This window comes from Pseudomonas sp. Z1-12 (assembly GCF_051132015.1).
GTDB classification, from domain to species: domain Bacteria; phylum Pseudomonadota; class Gammaproteobacteria; order Pseudomonadales; family Pseudomonadaceae; genus Aquipseudomonas; species Aquipseudomonas zanjanensis.
The window spans coordinates 6,421,931-6,441,728 of sequence record NZ_CP071647.1 but is presented as its reverse complement, the minus strand read 5'-3'; the positions used below and the strand labels follow the sequence as shown (position 1 = coordinate 6,441,728).

At 61.8% G+C, this 19,798-nt stretch carries 18 protein-coding genes; 12 read left to right on the top strand and 6 right to left on the bottom strand.

The genetic code is table 11. The annotated features are described in order from the left end of the window. The first annotated feature begins 23 nt into the window (after positions 1-23). The 5 genes from J3P85_RS28240 (at position 24) to gcvH (ending at position 5,925) form a co-directional block, all read left to right on the top strand. On the top strand, positions 24-1,241 hold the full coding sequence (locus J3P85_RS28240) for a 2-octaprenyl-3-methyl-6-methoxy-1,4-benzoquinol hydroxylase (protein ID WP_434706435.1): 1,218 nt from the start codon (positions 24-26) through the stop codon (positions 1,239-1,241). Positions 1,242-1,459: 218 nt separating this feature from the next. After that, positions 1,460-2,464, top strand: a complete 1,005-nt coding sequence (locus J3P85_RS28235) for an extracellular solute-binding protein (protein WP_434704247.1) — start codon at positions 1,460-1,462, stop codon at positions 2,462-2,464. Between the two features lie 169 nt (positions 2,465-2,633). Continuing rightward, positions 2,634-4,250 carry an ABC transporter permease gene (locus J3P85_RS28230; protein ID WP_434704246.1) on the top strand — a complete coding sequence of 539 codons (1,617 nt, stop codon included), beginning with the start codon at positions 2,634-2,636 and terminating at the stop codon, positions 4,248-4,250. Positions 4,251-4,406: 156 nt separating this feature from the next. Continuing rightward, the gene (gene gcvT, locus J3P85_RS28225; RefSeq protein WP_186730171.1) at positions 4,407-5,489 is read left to right on the top strand and encodes a glycine cleavage system aminomethyltransferase GcvT; all 1,083 of its coding nucleotides are present in this window, start codon (positions 4,407-4,409) and stop codon (positions 5,487-5,489) included. A gap of 52 nt (positions 5,490-5,541) precedes the next feature. Next, positions 5,542-5,925 (top strand): glycine cleavage system protein GcvH, encoded by a 384-nt coding sequence (gcvH, locus tag J3P85_RS28220; RefSeq protein WP_411385913.1) that lies wholly within the window; start codon positions 5,542-5,544, stop codon positions 5,923-5,925. 183 nt (positions 5,926-6,108) lie between these two features. Here the strand turns inward: gcvH and J3P85_RS28215 are convergent, their stop codons facing one another. From J3P85_RS28215 to J3P85_RS28195, 5 genes are all read right to left on the bottom strand, one after another. Next, a complete protein-coding gene (locus J3P85_RS28215; protein ID WP_170867266.1) occupies positions 6,109-6,429 on the bottom strand; it encodes a DUF2388 domain-containing protein in 321 nt (106 codons plus the stop codon). Positions 6,430-6,494: 65 nt separating this feature from the next. Then, positions 6,495-6,944 carry an NfeD family protein gene (locus J3P85_RS28210; protein WP_186707584.1) on the bottom strand — a complete coding sequence of 150 codons (450 nt, stop codon included), beginning with the start codon at positions 6,942-6,944 and terminating at the stop codon, positions 6,495-6,497. A 9-nt stretch (positions 6,945-6,953) separates the two neighbouring features. Next, on the bottom strand, positions 6,954-7,874 hold the full coding sequence (locus J3P85_RS28205) for an SPFH domain-containing protein (protein WP_186707583.1): 921 nt from the start codon (positions 7,872-7,874) through the stop codon (positions 6,954-6,956). 136 nt (positions 7,875-8,010) lie between these two features. Beyond that, entirely contained in the window at positions 8,011-9,795 is a 1,785-nt protein-coding gene (locus J3P85_RS28200; RefSeq protein ID WP_186730173.1) for a GspE/PulE family protein, read from the bottom strand. A gap of 145 nt (positions 9,796-9,940) precedes the next feature. Next, entirely contained in the window at positions 9,941-10,279 is a 339-nt protein-coding gene (locus J3P85_RS28195; protein ID WP_434704245.1) for a hypothetical protein, read from the bottom strand. 125 nt (positions 10,280-10,404) lie between these two features. On the opposite strand from J3P85_RS28195, the gene J3P85_RS28190 reads away from it, so the two are divergent. Beyond that, positions 10,405-10,875: an Lrp/AsnC family transcriptional regulator gene (locus J3P85_RS28190; protein ID WP_186707580.1), complete on the top strand. Its 471-nt coding sequence runs from the start codon at positions 10,405-10,407 to the stop codon at positions 10,873-10,875. A 130-nt stretch (positions 10,876-11,005) separates the two neighbouring features. On the opposite strand, the gene J3P85_RS28185 is transcribed toward J3P85_RS28190, so the two are convergent. Then, complete coding sequence (locus J3P85_RS28185; protein WP_434704243.1) at positions 11,006-12,373, bottom strand: inorganic triphosphatase; 1,368 nt, start codon at positions 12,371-12,373, stop codon at positions 11,006-11,008. Between the two features lie 147 nt (positions 12,374-12,520). Between J3P85_RS28185 and argE the strand changes: the two genes are divergently transcribed. The 6 genes from argE (at position 12,521) to J3P85_RS28155 (ending at position 19,790) form a co-directional block, all read left to right on the top strand. Next, complete coding sequence (gene argE, locus J3P85_RS28180) at positions 12,521-13,678, top strand: acetylornithine deacetylase (RefSeq protein WP_434704242.1); 1,158 nt, start codon at positions 12,521-12,523, stop codon at positions 13,676-13,678. A 137-nt stretch (positions 13,679-13,815) separates the two neighbouring features. Further along, positions 13,816-15,114 carry an amino-acid N-acetyltransferase gene (gene argA / locus J3P85_RS28175; RefSeq protein ID WP_053126389.1) on the top strand — a complete coding sequence of 433 codons (1,299 nt, stop codon included), beginning with the start codon at positions 13,816-13,818 and terminating at the stop codon, positions 15,112-15,114. A 460-nt stretch (positions 15,115-15,574) separates the two neighbouring features. After that, positions 15,575-16,897: an OprD family porin gene (locus J3P85_RS28170; protein WP_434704241.1), complete on the top strand. Its 1,323-nt coding sequence runs from the start codon at positions 15,575-15,577 to the stop codon at positions 16,895-16,897. 289 nt (positions 16,898-17,186) lie between these two features. Further along, positions 17,187-17,825, top strand: coding sequence for a peroxiredoxin (locus tag J3P85_RS28165; protein ID WP_024617266.1), 639 nt, complete (start codon positions 17,187-17,189; stop codon positions 17,823-17,825). Between the two features lie 315 nt (positions 17,826-18,140). Then, entirely contained in the window at positions 18,141-18,734 is a 594-nt protein-coding gene (gene ssuE / locus J3P85_RS28160; protein WP_434573695.1) for an NADPH-dependent FMN reductase, read from the top strand. Positions 18,735-18,824: 90 nt separating this feature from the next. Continuing rightward, positions 18,825-19,790 (top strand): sulfonate ABC transporter substrate-binding protein, encoded by a 966-nt coding sequence (locus tag J3P85_RS28155; RefSeq protein WP_434704240.1) that lies wholly within the window; start codon positions 18,825-18,827, stop codon positions 19,788-19,790. The last annotated feature ends 8 nt before the right edge of the window (positions 19,791-19,798 follow it).

The window sequence follows — 19,798 nt, the reverse complement described above, 5'->3', positions numbered from 1 at the left end:
CAAAACAGGCATAGAGCATGGAATTGCGTGCAGATCTGCTGATTGTCGGCGCCGGTATGGTCGGCAGCGCCCTGGCGCTGGCGTTGCAGGGCAGTGGCCTGCAAGTGCTGTTGCTCGACGGCAGCCCGATGAGCGTCAAGCCCTTCGATCCCCAGGCCGCGTTCGAGCCCCGGGTCAGCGCCTTGTCGACGGCCAGCCAGCGAATCCTCGACCGCCTGGGCGTCTGGGACGGCATCACCACCCGGCGTGCCAGCCCTTATACCGACATGCACGTCTGGGACGGCAGCGGCACCGGGCAGATTCATTTTTCCGCCGCCAGCCTGCACGCCGAGACGCTTGGGCACATCGTTGAAAATCGCGTGGTGCAGGACGCGCTGCTGGATCGGTTGCATGACTGCGACCTGGGTTTGCTGGCCAATGCCCGGCTGGAACAGATGCGTCGCTCCGGCGACGATTGGTTGCTGACCCTGGCCGATGGCCGCACCCTGCGCGCGCCCCTGGTCATTGCCGCCGACGGCGCGAATTCGGCTGTGCGCCGTCTGACCGGCGTGGCGACGCGCGAGTGGGATTACCTGCACCACGCCATCGTCACCAGCGTGCGCAGCGCCCGGCCGCATCGAATGACGGCTTGGCAGCGCTTCACCGATAACGGTCCGCTGGCGTTCCTGCCCCTTGAGCGCGACGGCCAGCATGACTGGTGCTCGATTGTCTGGTCCACCACCCCCGAAGAAGCGCAGCGCTTGATGGCGCTCGATGACACTCGATTCTGCAACGAACTGGAACGCGCCTTCGAAGGCCAGCTCGGTCCAGTACTGAGCGCCGACCCGCGCCTGTGCGTGCCGCTGCGCCAGCGCCATGCCAAGCGCTACGTGGCCGAAGGGCTCGCGCTGATCGGCGACGCCGCCCACACCATCCATCCGTTGGCTGGGCAGGGGGTGAACCTGGGCTTCCTCGACGCCGCCGTGCTGGCCGAAGTGCTGTTGCAAGCGGCCGCACGGGGCGAGCGCTTGGCGGACGTGAAAGTGTTGAGCCGCTACGAGCGGCGCCGCATGTCCCACAACCTGGCGTTGATGGCCGCGATGGAGGGCTTCGAGCGGTTGTTCCAGGCCGATCCGCTGCCGGTGCGCTGGTTGCGTAACACCGGGTTGAAACTGGTGGACCGCTTGCCTGAAGCCAAGGCGCTGTTCGTGCGCGAGGCGCTGGGGTTGATTGGGGATCTGCCGGATCTGGCCAAGGCTTGAGCTGTGCATTGGGACTGATGGCTTCATCGCGAGCAAGCTCGCTCCCACAGTTGATTCGGTGAAACCTGTGGGAGCGAGCTTGCTCGCGACGAGGCCGGGACAGCCACCTCGACCCCACTGTTGCAACATTTGGAAATGTGTCCACCCACTGTTCGATTGTAGTGCCAAATGTGAGTCCTTATCATTTGCGCTTCGCTCACCATCCAGAGACCGCTACCATGTTGGCAACCAAACGCCTGCTGTCCGCCCTCGCCTTGACCCTGATCGGCACCACTGCCGCCCAGGCCGCCGATGAGGTGGTGGTCTACTCCTCGCGCATCGATGAACTGATCAAGCCGGTCTTTGACGCCTACACCAAGAAAACCGGCGTGTCGGTGAAGTTCATCACTGACAAGGAAGCGCCGTTGATGCAGCGGATCAAGGCCGAAGGCGCAAACGCCACCGCCGACCTGCTGCTCACCGTCGATGCCGGTAACCTCTGGCAAGCCGAGCAGATGGGCATTCTCCAGCCGTTCACCTCCCCAGTGATCGACGCCAACATCCCGCCTCAATACCGCGCGTCCTCCCACGCCTGGACCGGCTTGAGCCTGCGGGCGCGGACCATCGTCTATTCCACCGAACGGGTCAAACCCAGTGAATTGACCACCTATGAAGCGTTGGCTGGCAAAGAGTGGGAAGGCCGCCTGTGCCTGCGGACCTCGAAGAAGGTCTACAACCAGTCCCTGACCGCCACCCTGATCGAAACCCACGGGGCGGAAAAAACCGAGGAAATCCTCAAGGGCTGGGTCAAGAACCTGTCCACTGACGTGTTCTCCGACGACACTGCGTTGCTTGAAGCGATCAACGCTGGCCAATGCGATGTCGGCATCGTCAACACCTACTACTATGGCCGCTTGCACCAGCAGAAGCCGGACCTGAAGGTCAAGCTGTTCTGGCCGAACCAGGCTGATCGTGGCGTGCACATCAACCTCTCCGGCATTGGCTTGACCCAGCATGCACCGCATCCGGAAGCCGCGAAGAAGCTGGTGGAGTGGATGACCACGCCAGAAGCACAGAGCATTTTCGCCGACGTGAACCAGGAATTCCCGGCCAACCCGAAAGTCGAACCGTCCAAGGAAGTGGCAGCCTGGGGCAAGTTCAAGGCCGACACCCTGCCGGTGGAAGTCGCGGGTAAACGCCAGGCCGAAGCCATTCGCATGATGGATCGCGCTGGCTGGAACTGAGCCCCGTCCTGTTCAGTTCATTGGAAACAGGTGGCGAGGGAGCTTGCTCCCGCTGGAGGGCGAAGCCCTCCCAGAGTATCTGCGGGCCATGGCCCGGAACTTTGGGGCTCCTACAGAGCCCAGCGGGAGCAAGCTCCCTCGCCACGTGACCATTTAACGAGAGTTTTCCTTGGCCCACCCCGCCCAACGCCGTTGGTACCCCCTGGTCTTCGCCATCGCCGCGTTGGTCCTGTTGCCCTTGAGCGTCTTGCTGCTGTCCTGGCAGAGCATCGACCAACAGATCTGGTCCCACTTGTGGGACACGCAAATGCCACGCCTGCTAGGCAACACCCTCACGTTGATCCTTGGCGTGGGGATCGGTGTGACGCTGTTGGGGGTCAGTCTCGCCTGGCTCACCAGCCTGTGTGAGTTCCCGGGGCGACGCTGGCTCGACTGGGCGTTGATGCTGCCGTTTGCGATTCCGGCCTATGTGCTGGCGTTTGTCTTCGTGGGTCTGCTGGATTTTGCCGGCCCTGTGCAGACGCTGATGCGAGAGTGGTTCGGCAGCGGCCTGCGCCTGCCTCGGGTTCGCTCCACCGGCGGGGTAATCCTGGTGCTGGTGCTGGTCTTTTACCCTTACGTCTATCTGCTGGCACGCAGTGCTTTCCTGGCCCAGGGCAAGGGCCTGATGGAGGCTGCCCGGGTGCTGGGGCAATCGCCATGGCAGGCGTTCTGGCGCGTGGCGCTGCCGATGGCCAGGCCGGCCATCGGTGCAGGCGTGGCGCTGGCGCTGATGGAAACCCTGGCGGATTTCGGTGCGGTGTCAGTGTTCAACTTCGACACCTTCACCACCGCCATCTACAAGACCTGGTACGGATTCTTCAGCCTATCCAGCGCAGCCCAACTGGCCAGCCTGCTGTTGTTGGCGGTGATGCTGGTGCTCTACGGCGAACGCCGGGCCCGCGGCGCCCAACGAGCCAGCAACGAGCGGCCCCGGGTCAAGGCGTTGTACACGTTGCGCGGCTTCAAGGCCGTGGCGGCCAGTAGCTGGTGCTTCCTGGTGTTTGCCTGCGCGTTTGTCATCCCGGTGCTGCAATTGGTGGTGTGGTTCTGGCAACGCGGCCGTTTCGACCTGGATGAGCGTTATGCCGGGCTGATCGTCCATACCCTCTACTTGGGCGGCCTGGCCGCGTTGGTCACCGTCTGCGTGGCCTTGCTGCTGGCGTTCGCCCGACGGTTGGCGCCGACCCGCCCGATTCGTGCCGGCGTCGGCCTGGCGAACCTGGGGTATGCCTTGCCCGGTTCGGTGTTGGCGGTGTCGATCATGCTCGCGTTCAGCTACCTGGACCGTGAGCTGGTCATTCCGCTGTCGGCCTGGCTCGGCGGCGCAGGCAAGCCGTTGCTGCTGGGCAGCCTGTCGGCGCTGTTGCTGGCGTATCTGGTGCGCTTCCTGGCCGTGGCCTACGGTCCGTTGGAGAGCAGCCTGGCGCGAATTCGTCCGTCCTTGCCCGAAGCGGCACGCAGCCTTGGGGTCAGTGGCCCACGACTGTTTTTCAAAGTGTATCTGCCGTTGTTGTTGCCCGGGACATTGAGCGCGGCGTTGCTGGTGTTCGTCGATGTGCTCAAGGAAATGCCCGCGACGCTGCTGATGCGCCCGTTCGGCTGGGACACGCTGGCGGTGCGGATCTTCGAGATGACCAGCGAAGGGGAGTGGGCCCGGGCCGCGTTGCCGGCGCTGACGTTGGTCTTGGTGGGGTTGTTGCCGGTCATCGGATTGATACGACGTTCGGCCCATCGAAACAGCTAGGTGTCAGTCCTACGTCATGCGGCTACAATGCGCGGCATTCGGTGCGGTCCGTCTGTCGGACCGGGCAACTGAGAGCGTCAGAAAACTCCTTTTTTTCAGGCGTTCGCGCTACGCAGTGTCCGTCCGCACCTTCGCCAAGCCCGGAAGGAGAAACCCATGGGACAGCGTACGCCTCTGTATGACCTTCATCTCGCCCTTGGCGCGAAGATGGTCGATTTTGGCGGTTGGGATATGCCTTTGCACTACGGCTCGCAAGTCGAAGAGCACCATCAGGTGCGTCGCGACTGCGGTGTGTTCGATGTATCCCACATGACCGTGATCGATGTCGCCGGCCCCCAGGCCAAGGTCTGGCTGCAGCGCTTGCTGGCCAATGACGTCGACCGCTTGCAGGGCTCAGGCAGTGCCTTGTACAGCGCGATGCTCAATGAGCGCGGCGGCATTGTCGACGACATGATCATCTACCGTGTCGAGGACGGCTATCGGCTGGTCTTCAACGCCTCGACCCGCGATCAGGACCTGGCCTGGATGCAGGCGCAGCTCGGTGACTACGACGTGCAGTTACATGAGCGCCCCGAGCTGGCGATGCTGGCGATCCAGGGCCCCCACGCCCGGCAAAAGATTGCCGAGCTGGTCACGCAACCGCGTGGGCAAATCATCCAGCAACTCAAGCCTTTCGAAGGCCGCGCCGACGGCGAATGGTTCATCGCCCGGACCGGCTACACCGGTGAAGATGGCCTGGAGATTGTGCTGCCCGCCCAAGAGGCTCCGAGTTTCTTCAACGATCTCGTAGGGGCCGGCATTTCGCCCATCGGCCTCGGCGCCCGCGATACCTTGCGCCTGGAGGCCGGCATGAACCTCTACGGCCAGGACATCGGTCAGGACGTTTCGCCGCTGGCCTCGAACATGGCCTGGAGCATCGCCTGGGAACCGGCGAGCCGTCCGTTCATCGGGCGCAGTGCGCTGGAGGCCGAGCTTGCCAGCGGTGTGCAGCACAAACTGGTCGGGCTGGTGCTGGAAGAGCGGGGCGTGTTGCGCGCCCATCAGGTGGTTCGCATCGCCAATGTTGGCGAAGGAGAGATCACCAGTGGTAGTTTTTCTCCTACGCTTAGCAAGTCGATCGCCCTGGCACGTGTTCCGATGGCAACCGCCGACCGGGCCGAGGTGGAAATTCGTGGTAAGTGGTACCCGGTACGGGTGGTCAAACCGACCTTCGTCCGCCATGGCAAAACCCTGATCTAACCTTTTGCGGCGGGCCGCTGGCCGCTGACACTTTCTCTTGAGGACACAGAATATGAGTGATATCCCTGCCGACCTGCGGTTTGCCGAAAGCCATGAGTGGGCCCGTCTGGAAGCTGACGGCACCGTCACCGTGGGCATCAGCGATCATGCGCAGGAAGCCTTGGGCGATGTGGTGTTTGTCGAGCTGACGGAAATCGGTAAGGTCTTTGCCGCAGGTGACCAGGCCGGTGTGGTTGAGTCGGTCAAGGCCGCTTCCGACATCTACTCCCCGGTTGCCGGCGAAGTGATCGCGATCAACGAAGAGTTGGGCGCTTCGCCGGAGTTGCTGAACTCCGATCCGTACGGTGCGTGGATCTTCAAGCTCAAGCCAAGCGACAAGGCTGAGCTGGACAAGCTGCTCGATGCGGCAGGCTACAAGGCCGCTATCGGCGAATAACCCGACTGTACCTGTGGGAGCGAGCTTGCTCGCGATAGCGGTGGATCAGCAGCATTGTTGTTGGCTGACACTCCGCTATCGCGAGCAAGCTCGCTCTCACAGGGGACTGGGGGCTGTCTCGGGATTATTCACCGGGCAAAAAAATGCCGCTCTCATCAAGCGGCATTTTTCATGGGCCGGGAGTTACTCCTGGGCGACGGCGTTTTTCGCCAGGATCGCGTTGGCCAGTTCCATGTCGGTGGCTTGCAGGCCTGGGTTGTCGGCGCGCACTTTCTGCATCGCTGCCTCAAGGTAAGGGCCGCGGATACCGCCATCACTGGCGACGAAGCTGCCGGCATCGTCCTGGGCGGCGACGATCAGTTTGTGATCCTTGAAGGTCAGGTAGGTGGAACCGGTGGTCGCACCGGATGAGATGACGTTACGCCAAAACGTGTCGGCCATTGCCGAGCCAACAGGAAGAGACAGCAAGGCTAGGGTAGCGACAGCAAGTTTGAGACGCATGATAGGTGACTCCACTGGGTTAACTATGACGTTGGATTACCTGCGTCTCGATTCAGTTCCATGACTTGTCAGTCAGCCCGCTCCACTTGCAATACCGCGCCTTCCTGGGCCACCACCTTGACCCGCGTACCAATGGGCGACTCGGGCCCCTTGGCCAGCCACACGCTGTCGGCCACCTTGATCTTGCCGCGGCCCTCGACGATCGCTTCATGCACCAGGAAGACCTTGCCGATCAGTTCCTGTCCGCGCAGGTTCAGGAGCGGCTGATCGCTTTGGCGCACCGCGCTGCGCTGGCGTTGCCACCAGTACAGCGCCGTGGCGATGGCGAACAGGCCGAACAACAGGAACTGCAGTTCCCACGGCATCTGCGGCAGGATGAACGTGAGTACGCCGACTGCCGCGGCGGCCATGCCGATCCACAGCAAGTAGCCACCGGCGCCGAACACTTCGAGGATCAGCAGGATCACGCCCAGCGCGAGCCAGTCCCAGTACGACATGTGTTGCAGGAATTCCCACATACGCGCGCCTCAGGCTTTCTTGCTGTCGAAGGTGGCCTTGACTATCTCGCCGATGCCACCGACCGCACCGATGACCTGGCTGGCTTCCAGCGGCATCAGGATCACCTTGCTGTTGTTGGCCGACGCCAGTTTGCCCAGCGCATCGATGTATTTCTGCGCGACGAAGTAGTTCACGGCCTGGACGTTACCGTCGGCAATGGCCTGGGACACGACCTGGGTGGCCAGTGCTTCGGCTTGCGCCTGGCGCTCGCGGGCCTCGGACTCCAGGAACGCGGCCTGGCGGCTGCCCTCGGCCTCGAGGATCTGCGCCTGCTTCTTGCCTTCGGCGGTGAGAATCGCCGACGCGCGCAGGCCCTCGGCTTCGAGGATCTGGGCACGCTTGATCCGTTCGGCTTTCATTTGTCCCGACATGGCGGCCATCAGGTCGGCCGGCGGGCTGATGTCCTTGATCTCGATCCGGGTGATCTTGATACCCCACGGCGCCGTGGCTTCATCGACGGTGCGCAGCAGTTTTTCGTTGATGCCGTCGCGCTGGCTCAGCATCGCATCCAGCTCCATGGACCCCAGCACGGTGCGGATATTGGTTTGCAGCAGGTTGCGGATGGCGTGTTCGAGGTTGTTGACTTCGTAGGCTGCCTGGGCCGTATTGACCACCTGGAAAAAGCACACGGCGTCGATCTGTACCGTGGCGTTGTCGGCGGTGATGACTTCCTGGGGCGGGATGTCCAGCACGCTTTCCATGACGTTGATCTTGCGCCCGATGCGATCCATCACCGGGATGATGATGTTCAGGCCGGGCTTGAGCGTATTGGTGTAGCGACCGAACCGCTCGACCGTCCATTGGTAGCCCTGGGGTACGACCTTGAAGCCCATGAAGAGAATGACGACCACCAGGCCGATGAAAAGTAAAAGTACGCTACCGATCTGCATGACGGTTCCCTGTGCGAATTGAGATGGACCTGCGAGCCCTGAGTGTAGGGCAAGCGGCCATTATCTTCGCCCTGTGGGAGCAAAGCTTGCTCCCACAGTGGGAAATGAACCCTCTCTCCACAGGGTGCTATCACAACTACTTCTGCTCGCTCTGAGGCGTAACCCGCAACACTTCCTCGACCGTGGTCAAGCCTGCCGCGACCTTTTGCGCCCCTGACAGCCGCAGGCTGCGCATGCCCTCCTTGAAGGCCTGGCGGCGCACCGCCAGCAGGTCGGTGTCGGGGTGGATCAAGGCCTTGACGCTGTCGGTCAGTTGCATGATTTCGTAGACGCCAGCGCGGCCGCGGTAACCGGTGTCGCGGCATTCCAGGCAGCCGACGGCCTGCTGGGCATTGCTCGGCAGCGGTGCCTGCCAGGGCCGGGTCAGGGTCTGCCAGTCGTCTTCGTTCAGGGTCAGGGGCGCCTTGCATTGCGGGCACAGGGTGCGCACCAACCGCTGGGCCATGACCCCGAGGACGGTGGCCTTGATCAAGTAATGGGGCACGCCCAGCTCCAGCAGGCGGCTGATGGCGCTCGGCGCGTCGTTGGTGTGCAGCGTCGACAGGACCAGGTGACCGGTGAGCGCTGCCTGGATCGCCATTTCAGCGGTTTCCAGGTCTCGGATCTCACCGATCATGATGATGTCCGGGTCTTGCCGCATGAGGGCCCGCACCCCGGCGGCGAAGCTCAGGTCGATGTTGTGCTGGACCTGCATCTGGTTGAAGGACGCCTCGACCATTTCGATCGGGTCCTCGATGGTGCAGAGGTTCACTTCCGGCGTCGCCAGCTTCTTGAGTGTGGTGTAGAGGGTGGTGGTCTTGCCGGAACCGGTCGGCCCGGTCACCAGGATGATGCCGTTGGGCTGGCGGGTCATGTCCTGCCAGCGGCGCAGGTCGTCGGCGGAGAAACCGAGCTGGTCGAAATCCTTGAGCAGCACTTCCGGGTCGAAGATCCGCATGACCATTTTTTCGCCGAACGCCGTGGGCAAGGTCGACAGGCGCAATTCCACTTCGCCGCCGTCCGGGGTCTTGGTCTTGACCCGGCCATCCTGGGGTTTGCGTTTTTCCGCGACGTTCATTCGCCCCAGGCTCTTGAGGCGGCTGACGATCGCCATCGTGACCTGCGGCGGGAATTGGTAGACGGTGTGCAGCACCCCGTCGATGCGAAACCGCACCGTGCCCTGCTCGCGGCGCGGTTCGATGTGGATATCGCTGGCCCGCTGTTGGAAGGCGTACTGGAACAGCCAGTCGACGATATTGACGATGTGGGCGTCGTTGGCGTCCGGTTCCTGGTCGCTGGCGCCGAGGTTGAGCAACTGTTCGAAATTGCTCAGGTTGCTCGGTTGCTGATCGACCGTGGTGGCGCCGCTGACCGATTTGGCCAGGCGATAGAACTCCACGCTCAGGCGCTGGATATCCACCGGATTGGCGACCACCCGCTTGATCGGCAACTTGAGCACATGGGTCAGGTCGGCTTCCCAACTGTTGACGTAGGGTTGTGCGCTGGCGACGGTGACGGCGTCACGATCGACCGCCACCGCGAGGATCTTGTGGCGCTGGGCAAAGGCATAGGACATCAAGGGCGTTACGGCCGCCACGTTGATTTTCAGCGGGTCGATGCGCATGTAGGGTTGGCCGGCCTGCTGGGACAACCACAGGGTCAGGTTCTCAAGGTCCAGGCGCTTGCCGGGCCGACTGAGATCGTCCAGGTGCTGGTTGGCAATGAACTCCAGCGGGTGCAACTGGCTGTTGGCGCTGTGGCGTCGGCGGGCGTTGAGCGCGGTTTCGGCCGAATCCTGGCTGATGAAGCCCTGGGTGACCAGTTGGCGCAGCAGATCATTGAGGTCCAGCCAGCGGTCCTGAGTGGCGTGTTTGGTGGACATGCGGGTTCCTATTGGACAATTGCAGCAAAGCCGCGATACAGACGCCTCGGCGTCCTCGCTCGGTCTGCAAAAGAATAGTCCCGACCCGGTGGTCCGTTGGGCCACTACCCGACCAATGCGTTACCAATTCTTGCCCGTGGGAGGCTCAACCGGCCGCTTGGGCCGGCTCAACTCGCGCAATATCAGCGCCTTGCAGGTCCACCGAGCACATGCCGATCAGGTTACGTAATTTTTCTGCGATGACCTGGGCGCGGTGCCAGCTCAGGCCGTCCATGACGATGTCCAGCGACAGCAGCTCGTCGAGGCGCTCGACGCGAACATGCTGTGGGGTCAGGCCCTGCAAGGCAAACAGGTTCAATGCCCGGCAGAGCAGGTCCGGCTCGGCCTCGGCCAGCATCTGGTAGTGCACGCGGCAATGGGCATTGGCGGCGTGCCAGACATCGGCGCGGGTCGGGGTGGTGGCAACGGCTTCAAGTGGGGGCATGTGCGGTCTCCATGGCGGCGGAGAAATATTTACATGCGTCGCCGGGTATTTCTTATCTAAGATGAGTGCTTTCGGCGATGTTTCGAATCGCTTGAGTCTCAAGATCATTCATTTTGGGTTTGTCTATGCAAAGCGAGCTGGATAGCTATGACCGCAGGATACTGGCCCTGCTGCAAGAGGATGCCTCGCTGTCCAGCGCGCAGATCGCCGAGCAGGTCGGTTTGTCTCAATCGCCGTGCTGGCGGCGGATCCAGCGGATGAAGGAGGAGGGCATCATCCGCGCCCAGGTGACCTTGCTGGACCGCAAGAAAATCGGCCTGAACACGCAGATCTTCGCCGAAGTGAAACTCAACGCCCATGGCCGTTCGAACTTCACCGAATTCACCGAGGCGATCCGCGGCTTTCCCGAAGTGCTGGAGTGTTACGTGCTGATGGGGTCGGTGGATTTTCTGCTGCGCATCGTCACGGCGGACATCGAGGCGTATGAGCGATTCTTTTTCGAAAAGCTGTCGATGGTGCCGGGGATCCAGGAGGTGAATTCGATCGTGGCGCTGTCGGAGATCAAGTCGACGACGAGTTTGCCGGTGGTGCGCTGAAGCTTGTTTTTGTGGTGTTCGGGTTGGCCTCATCGCGAGCAAGCTCGCTCCCACAGGGAATTTCAGCGTCCACAAAAGGTGGGTACAACACCGAATTCCTGTGGGAGCGAGCCTGCTCGCGATGGCGATCTTACAGGCGCAACAACGTCTTCCAAGCCCGATTCTGATACACCGCAATCGCCTGTTGCTTGCGCGCATCCAGCGTTTCGTCGGTGATCGGATGGTTGGCCAGTTGTGCCAGCTTGTTCAGCTCACCGTAGAGCCGATCCATTTCCGGGATCTCCAGCACCTGGCGGGCATGGTGCAGCCAGGCCTGGATGCGTTCGATGCGCGGCAGTTGCTCGGCGAGGTCTTCCGGTTGCTGTTGATAACGTTGCAATTGCAGGGACGAGGACTCTTCGCCCAACAGGCGTGGCAACCAGCTGCCCAGTTGCGCCGCGCCCTGGCGATTGCCGCGGGTGTTGCGCTCGACGGCCCAGCTGCGGGCCAGCAGCCAGCGTGACGTGTTGAGGGAAAACAGGCCCCAACGCGGGTCTTGCAGCTCTTCGAGGAACTGCTCCGGCGCGGCCTTGCGCACGTCTTCGTCGTCCAGGCCGGCTTGGACCAGCGGGCGCCAGTCTTCCAGCAACGCGTCCAGGGCCAGGCGCAAGTCGTGGGTCGATTGGCGCGGCGCGGCCTGGCCGAGGCTGCTGAGCAGGGCGCGCAGTTCGGCGAGGTTTTCCACCCAGTCCTGCAGCAGGCGCCAATGGCCGTTGAACCGGTATTGCTCAGCCAGGCGTTGGCTGCTGCCGAGCAAATGCCAGCTCAGCGCGGCGAAGGCATCGTCCAGCGGCGTTTCGGCAGTCAGTTGCGGGGCCGGCAGGCTCAAGGCGTAGCTGCCCGCGTCATGCAGGCGATAGCCCCGCTCGGCCTTGCTGATGTCGCAGGGCATCAGGGGCAGGGTCATGGCCAGCTCGGCGGCCAGCTCCAGCAGGGCGGCGGGCTCGCCTTCGCGCAGCTCCAGCTCCAGTTCGCAGATTTCTTCCTTCTGCTTGCCGACCACCACGTGGCCCAGGTCCAGGGCCGCTTCGATGACTACCTTGCTTTTGCCACGGCCCCAAGCGATTTCAGCGCGCTCGCGGACGAAATCGGTGGTGAAGATGGCCTTGAGGGTTTTCTTGTCCAGTTCGGCCAGGGCCTCGGGCCAGCATTCGCCGTCGAGCTTCTTCAGGTCGAGCTTGGCCTTGGGCAGGTGCCAGTCGTATTCGTTGCGCTCGGACAGGCCGGCGACGCTCTGGCCGCGGGTCTTGAGGGTCTGGATCACCTCTTCGCCGTCGCGACGCAGGCGCAGGGCGACCTTGGCCCGGGCCAGGTCACGCTCTGGCGTGTCGAAATACTGGTTCATCAATTCGTGGCGTTCCCAGCCACTCTTGTTGCGTTTTTTCAGCAGCGGATGCTCGCGCAAGGCTGCCAGGGTCTCGCGGCTGACGCGGAGTTTGATTTCGGTTTCTTTCTGCATGGCCGGAAAATCCAGGGATCGGGTGCGCAGCCGGGGGAAGGTGTGGCTGCCAAGGCCGTGCAGTGTACAGGACTGACTCGCCCTAGGTTTATTCCTGGGTCCAGATGGTTCTATGATGAAGGCCAATCTGTATGCCCGGAGCCAGCGATGCCTTTGCCGTCCATGAAAGATCAATTCGCTGCCCTGATCGCCACGCCTTCGGTCAGCTGTACCCAGCCTGGGCTCGACCAGTCCAACAGCGCTGTCATCGAGCTGTTGGCCGGCTGGCTCACTGAGCTGGGGTTCTCCTGCGATATCCAGCAGGTCAGCCCTGGCAAATTCAATCTGCTGGCCAGTTTCGGCAGCGGTCCCGGCGGCCTGGTGCTGGCCGGCCACAGTGACACGGTGCCGTTCGACGGCGCGTTGTGGCAGACCGATCCGTTGAAACTCACTGAGGTCGATGGCCGTTGGGTCGGCCTGGGCAGTTGTGACATGAAGGGCTTTTTCGCCCTGGCCATCGAAGCGGTCAAGCCGCTGCTGGACCAACCGTTCAAGCAACCGCTGCTGATCCTCGCCACCTGTGACGAAGAAAGCTCCATGTCCGGCGCCCGGGCCCTGGCCGATGTCGGCCGGCCCTTGGGGCGGGCAGCGGTGATCGGTGAGCCGACCGGCCTCAAGCCAATTCGGATGCACAAAGGCATCATGATGGAGCGCATCGACATTCTCGGGCGCAGCGGCCATTCGTCCGATCCGCGCCTGGGCCACAGCGCGCTGGAAGCCATGCACGATGCCATGGGCGAATTGCGCGGCCTGCGCCTGCAATGGCAGCGTGAATTCCGTAACCCGCAGTTCACCGTGCCGCAACCGACCCTGAATTTCGGCTGCATCCACGGCGGCGACAACCCCAACCGGATCTGCGGCCAATGCTCCATGGAATTTGACCTGCGGCCTTTGCCGGGCATGGACCCGCAAGTGCTGCGGGCGGCGATCCAGCAGAAGCTCAACCCCATCGCCGAGCGTCATCAAGTCAAGATCGACTATGCGCCGCTGTTCCCCGAAGTGCCGCCGTTCGAGCAGGCCGAGGACGCCGAATTGGTCCGCGTGGCCGAACGACTGACCGGCCATCGTGCCGAAGCAGTGGCGTTCGGCACCGAAGCGCCTTATCTTCAGCGCCTTGGCTGTGAAACCCTGGTGCTCGGTCCTGGCGATATCGCCTGTGCCCACCAACCGGGCGAGTACCTTGAAATGTCACGATTGCAACCTACCGTAGATCTGTTGCGGCAGTTGATCGGCCATTACTGCCTGACGTCGGCCACGGCCGATTAAATTGCGCCCTTGCGGGCCCGTATTCATCACATGAGGAGAGCGCGCGTGTCGCCAAGCCTGTTCCGACGATAACCACCAGCCCGTTGTGCGTTCTGTTTCGTCTTTTTTTGGCTGTTATTTATTACAGGTCCAGGTTCATGCCCGAATACGTCAATTGGCTTCGTCACGCTTCGCCCTACATCAACGCCCACCGCGATTGCACCTTCATCGTCATGCTGCCCGGCGACGGGGTGGAACACCCTAATTTCGGCAACATCGTCCATGACCTGGTGCTGCTCCACAGCCTCGGCGTGCGCCTGGTGCTGGTCCATGGTTCGCGCCCGCAGATCGAGACCCGCCTCGCTGCGCGGGGCCTGACGCCCCACTACCACCACGGCATGCGCATCACCGACGCGGCGACCCTGGAATGCGTGATCGACGCGGTCGGCCAGTTGCGCATCGCCATCGAGGCGCGCCTGTCCATGGACATGGCGTCCTCGCCCATGCAGGGCTCGCGGCTGCGGGTCGCCAGCGGCAACCTGGTCACCGCCCGGCCGATCGGCGTGCTCGAAGGCGTGGATTACCACCACACCGGGGAAGTGCGCCGGGTCGATCGCAAGGGCATCAACCGCCTGTTGGACGAGCGCTCCATCGTGTTGCTGTCGCCGTTGGGGTATTCGCCCACCGGAGAAATCTTCAACCTGGCCTGTGAAGACGTCGCCACCCGGGCGGCCATCGACCTGGCGGCCGACAAGCTGCTGCTGTTCGGTGCCGAACAGGGGCTTATCGGCGAGGACGGACGGCTGGTGCGGGAATTGCGTCCGCAACAGGTCCCAGGCCACATGCAACGCCTGGGCAGCGACTATCAGGCCGAACTGCTGGACGCGGCGGCCCAGGCCTGTCGTGGTGGCGTTGCGCGCAGCCACATTGTCAGTTATGCCGAGGACGGCGCGCTGCTGGCCGAACTGTTTACCCGCGATGGCAGCGGCACGTTGGTGGCCCAGGAACAATTCGAAGTGGTGCGCGAAGCGGCCATTGAAGATGTCGGCGGCCTGTTGGACCTGATCAGTCCGCTGGAAGAGCAGGGGATTCTGGTGCGTCGCTCCCGCGAAGTGCTGGAGCGCGAGATCGAACAGTTCAGCGTGGTCGAGCGCGAAGGCATGATCATCGCCTGCGCGGCGCTGTACCAGATCGCCGATTCGGATGCCGGGGAACTGGCCTGCCTGGCGGTGAACCCGGAATACCGCCACGGTGGCCGGGGCGACGAACTGCTGGAGCGGATCGAAACCCGCGCTCGCGCCCAAGGGCTCAAGACGCTGTTCGTACTCACGACCCGTACCGCCCACTGGTTCCGCGAACGTGGTTTCGAGCCCAGCAGCGTCGACCGTCTGCCGGCCGCGCGAGCGTCGCTCTACAACTATCAGCGCAATTCGAAAATCTTCGAAAAAGCCTTGTAATCCCTGGGGCGCTCCCTGCGTGGGAGTGTCGCAGGGGGCGTCTTTTTGATTTCAGACAATGAATCGCCTGACGCATAGCCATCAAGCTCCCATCTTGAGCAGCCTCGGCGCCAAAGGATCAAGGGATCCCTCTACGCCGGGGGGTTCCCGCTGGGCGCTTCTCGACAAAAAGCCATTCAGTAATTCGCCGGCTGGCCGATACGCCGGACCACGGTTGATGAAGCTTTGATGGCGTCTATATGTCGAAAAGAGCTGAAAACTGGCAGAACAATTCTTTTTGGATTTATAGAGAATCCATTATCCTGCGGGCCGTGTAGCGGGGTTAGACCATGGTCGTAGACACAATTGGTTACGATTGACTTGTCAGTCACGGTCTGGCGCTAATCGCGCATCCGCGGATTCCGGGCGTTCGATCCGGAACCAAAGACACACAAGAATTAAAAAACGAGAGGAGCGAAGCATGAACAAGTCCACCTTGGCCCTGGCTGTGGCCGTTGGGGTTTTGGCGCAGCAGGCAGGCGCCGCCGGTTTTATCGAGGACAGCAAGGCTACCTTGGGTCTGCGTAACTTCTACATCAACACGGATAACCGTGATTCGGCTGCTACTACGAACAAATCCGAAGAATGGGGCCAGGGTTTCGACCTGCGCTTCATTTCCGGCTACACCCAAGGCACCGTCGGTTTCGGTATCGATGCCATCGGCCTGCTGGGTATCAGACTGGATTCGGGCGGCGGTACCAACGGTGCCTCCAATAACAGCTATGGCGGCACGGTTTTCCCAAGCAAGTCCAACGGCGAAGCAGTGGATAACTTCTCCAGCCTGGGCCTGACCGCCAAGGCGAAGATCTCCCAGACCGAGCTGAAGCTGGGCACCCTGCAACCAAAACTGCCAGTCATCGTGACCAACGATGGTCGTCTGCTGCCGCAAACCTTCCAAGGTGGCCAGATCACCTCGAACGAGATCAAGGACCTGACGCTCGTCGGCGGCCAGATCGAGCACGCCAAGGGTCGTAACTCCAGCAACAACGAGGAGTTGTCCATTGCCGGTGCGAACGGTCGTACCGCCAGCGGTCGCGACAGCAACAAGTTCATCTACGGTGGCGGTGACTATAAAATCACCAAGGACCTGACTGCCCAGTACTACTACGGCAACCTGGAAGATTTCTACAAGCAACACTTCCTGGGCCTGGTGCACAACTGGTCCATCGGTCCTGGCGTGCTGAAGTCCGACCTGCGTTATTTCAACAGCCGCAGCGACGGCGCCAACGGTCATGATTCCACCTACTACACCACTGGCTACTATGGCGGCAGCGTCACCAAGGGCAAAGTCGACAACAACCTGTACAGCGGCCTGTTGCTGTACACCGTTGCCGGTCACACCTTTGGCGGTGGCTACCAGGCCAGCAACGGCGGCAGCGATTTCCCTTGGCTGAACCAGGGTGACGGTTCGTCGGCTTACCTGACCACCGACATGCAAATCGCCAAGTTCGCCCGTGCCGGTGAACGCACCTGGCAGGGTCGCTACTCGTACGACTTCGCCAAGCTTGGTGTTCCTGGCCTGACCGCTGGTGTCATCTACCTGCGCGGCGACAACATCGACCACGCCACCGGTGACAAGACCGAGTGGGAACGTGACATCACTGTTGGCTACGTCGTACCGGAAGGCCCGCTGAAGAACGTTGGCGTCATGTGGAAAAACGCTACCTGGCGCAACGACATCCCAGGTCAGCGCGACCAGGATGAAAACCGCCTGATCGTCAGCTACTCGATCCCGCTGCTGTAAGCAACGCGCTCGCCTGACGAAAAAAAGCCCCGCCCGGCAACACGCCGGGCGGGGCTTTGCGTTTTCGAGTCGGGCCCACCCCTGTAGCCTTCCTCGAATTTCTCCTCTTTTCAGCAACTCGAGGCCTTCTCGAACCTCGCTGACGATCTTGTGCCGGTATGCGGAATGGCGCCAGTGAACAGTTTTTTATATTCACTAATGATCTAGATAAATGGATATTCATTCTTTTTAAAGCAATCGAAACCGGTGCAAAGTTTGGGCTCACAACAATTCATCCAGGAGCCGCACCATGAGCCTCAGACTCGGCGACATCGCCCCCGACTTCGAACAGGATTCCAGCGCCGGCAAGATTCGCTTCCACGAATGGCTCGGTGACAGCTGGGGTGTACTGTTTTCCCATCCGGCGGATTTCACACCGGTATGCACCACCGAATTGGGCCTCACGGCCAAGCTCAAGGACGAGTTCGCCCAGCGTGGTGTCAAGGCCATTGCCCTCTCGGTAGACCCGGTGGACTCCCACCACAAGTGGATCGAGGACATCAACGAGACCCAGAACGCCGTGGTCAACTTTCCGATCCTGGCCGATGCCGACCGCAAGGTCTCTGACTTGTACGACCTGATCCACCCCAACGCCAGCGACACCTTGACCGTGCGCTCATTGTTCGTGATCGACCCGAACAAGAAGATTCGCCTGACCATCACCTATCCCGCCAGCACTGGTCGCAATTTCAACGAGATCCTGCGGGTGATCGATTCCCTGCAACTGACCGACAACTACAAGGTCGCCACTCCGGCCAACTGGCAGGACGGCGATGAAGTGGTGATCGTGCCGTCGCTCAAGGATGAAGAAGAACTCAAGCAGCGTTTCCCCAAGGGCTACCGCGCGGTGAAGCCTTACCTGCGCCTCACACCGCAGCCTAACCGTTGACGCAACACCTGAACTGATCTGTGGGAGCGAGCTTGCTCGCGATGGCGGTAAATCAGTCGACATGGATGCCGGCAGATCCGACGCTATCGCGAGCAAGCTCGCTCCCACAGGATAGATGAGAACACTGTGCACCAAGGGTTTTGGCCGTTTCGACGGCCTTTTTTATTGCGCCAAGGAAAGTGAATTGCATATCCCTTAATGGCATAACCAAATGAATAAATATGATTTAAAGATATATTAATCCCCTGTTATGGTTTGCCCATGCAGCGAGATCGCCCGCCGCGAATCGCACGTGACAGTTAAGGAAGGGTAGGCATGTTGGTCGTCTCACTCGGTGGCAGTCCCAGCCAACGCTCCCGCTCCGGGGTGCTGCTGGAACGCTCGCAACGTTGGTTGCAACAGCAAGGTGTGGAGGTGGTGAGCTATCAGGTGCGCGATTTCCCGGCCGAAGATCTGCTCCATGCCCGTTTCGACAGCCCGAAGGTCGTCGACCTGCTCCAGCAGATCGAAAACGCTGACGGCCTGGTGATCGCCACGCCGGTATACAAGGCGTCTTTTTCCGGCGCGCTGAAGACCGTGCTGGACCTGCTGCCTGAACGGGCCCTGGCCCACAAAGTGGTGTTGCCCATGGCCACCGGCGGCAGCATCGCCCATATGCTGGCGGTGGATTACGCCCTTAAACCGGTGTTGTCGGCGCTCAAGGCCCAGGAAATGCTCCATGGGATTTTTGCCGAAGACAGCCAGATCGCTTATGGCGAAGGCAGCGCCCAGGCCCAATTGGCGCCGGCCCTGCAGCAGCGCCTGGACGAGGCGCTGGAACAGTTTTACAGCGCCATGGCCCGTCGGCCCCGGCCGTTGGACCCTCATGTATTGAACGAACGTTTGCTGAGTGCTCGCTGGAGCATTTGAACCCGAACACCCCTGATTCAACTCACCTTACTCAGCCGCCAACGGCCCAGCAGGTGCAGCCAAAACCCCACAGCAAAAAGGAGAGGCGCCATGCGCACTGTCATTTTGCGTCGCGGGCTGGTCGCTCTGTTTGCTGCGGCTGTGTCCCTCGGCGTCATCACCCAAGCTCAAGCCGAGACCTTGCGGATCGGTTATCAGAAATACGGCACCCTGGTGCTACTCAAGGCCAAGGGTTCGTTGGAAAAACGCCTCGCAGCCCAAGGCGTGGACGTGCAATGGACCGAATTCCCTGGAGGTCCGCAGCTGCTGGAAGGCTTGAACGTCGGTTCCATCGACTTCGGCGTGACCGGTGAAACGCCGCCGGTGTTTGCCCAGGCGGCGGGCGCCGACCTGCTCTATGTCGCCTACGAACCGCCGGCGCCCACCAGTGAAGCCATCCTCGTGCCCAAAGGGTCGGCGATCCAATCGGTGCAAGACCTCAAGGGCAAGAAAGTCGCGCTGAACAAGGGTTCCAACGTCCACTATCTGCTGGTGCGGGCGCTGGAAGATGCTGGCCTGAAGTATTCCGATATCCAGACGGTTTTCCTGCCACCGGCCGATGCCCGTGCCGCGTTCGAACGGGGCAGCGTAGACGCCTGGGTGATCTGGGACCCGTACCAGGCGGCCGCCGAACAACAGTTGCAGGCCCGCACCCTGCGTGACGGCAAAGGCATCGTCGATAACCACCAGTTCTACCTCGCCACCAAGCCCTATGCGCAAAAGAATCCCCAGGTCATTACCGCCCTGGTGGAAGAAGTGCGGGCAGTGGGGGAGTGGTCCAAGGCCAACCCTGAAGACGTGACCAAACAGGTCTCGCCACTGCTCGGCCTGCCGGCGGACATCACCCTGACGTCGGTGAAACGCCAAGGCTACGGGGCGCTGTTCCTCACGCCGGCGGTGGTGGCGGCGCAGCAGAAAATCGCCGACAGCTTCTACCAGCTCAAATTGATTCCCAAGCCCTTGAGCATCAAGGACGTGATCTGGACGCCGCCGGCGGCCGTTGCGAACGCGCAGTAATTCGACCC

What these genes read in the sequence shown, in the direction of transcription:
- J3P85_RS28235 (WP_434704247.1), top strand. Translation starts at nt 1,460, where the DNA reads ATGTTGGCAACCAAACGCCTGCTGTCCGCCCTCGCCTTGACCCTGATC.
- gcvT (WP_186730171.1), top strand. Translation starts at nt 4,407, where the DNA reads ATGGGACAGCGTACGCCTCTGTATGACCTTCATCTCGCCCTTGGCGCG.
- gcvH (WP_411385913.1), top strand. Translation starts at nt 5,542, where the DNA reads ATGAGTGATATCCCTGCCGACCTGCGGTTTGCCGAAAGCCATGAGTGG.
- J3P85_RS28210 (WP_186707584.1), bottom strand. Translation starts at nt 6,944, where the DNA reads ATGTGGGAATTCCTGCAACACATGTCGTACTGGGACTGGCTCGCGCTG.
- J3P85_RS28205 (WP_186707583.1), bottom strand. Translation starts at nt 7,874, where the DNA reads ATGCAGATCGGTAGCGTACTTTTACTTTTCATCGGCCTGGTGGTCGTC.
- J3P85_RS28200 (WP_186730173.1), bottom strand. Translation starts at nt 9,795, where the DNA reads ATGTCCACCAAACACGCCACTCAGGACCGCTGGCTGGACCTCAATGAT.
- J3P85_RS28195 (WP_434704245.1), bottom strand. Translation starts at nt 10,279, where the DNA reads ATGCCCCCACTTGAAGCCGTTGCCACCACCCCGACCCGCGCCGATGTC.
- J3P85_RS28190 (WP_186707580.1), top strand. Translation starts at nt 10,405, where the DNA reads ATGCAAAGCGAGCTGGATAGCTATGACCGCAGGATACTGGCCCTGCTG.
- J3P85_RS28185 (WP_434704243.1), bottom strand. Translation starts at nt 12,373, where the DNA reads ATGCAGAAAGAAACCGAAATCAAACTCCGCGTCAGCCGCGAGACCCTG.
- argE (WP_434704242.1), top strand. Translation starts at nt 12,521, where the DNA reads ATGCCTTTGCCGTCCATGAAAGATCAATTCGCTGCCCTGATCGCCACG.
- argA (WP_053126389.1), top strand. Translation starts at nt 13,816, where the DNA reads ATGCCCGAATACGTCAATTGGCTTCGTCACGCTTCGCCCTACATCAAC.
- J3P85_RS28170 (WP_434704241.1), top strand. Translation starts at nt 15,575, where the DNA reads ATGAACAAGTCCACCTTGGCCCTGGCTGTGGCCGTTGGGGTTTTGGCG.
- J3P85_RS28165 (WP_024617266.1), top strand. Translation starts at nt 17,187, where the DNA reads ATGAGCCTCAGACTCGGCGACATCGCCCCCGACTTCGAACAGGATTCC.
- ssuE (WP_434573695.1), top strand. Translation starts at nt 18,141, where the DNA reads ATGTTGGTCGTCTCACTCGGTGGCAGTCCCAGCCAACGCTCCCGCTCC.
- J3P85_RS28155 (WP_434704240.1), top strand. Translation starts at nt 18,825, where the DNA reads ATGCGCACTGTCATTTTGCGTCGCGGGCTGGTCGCTCTGTTTGCTGCG.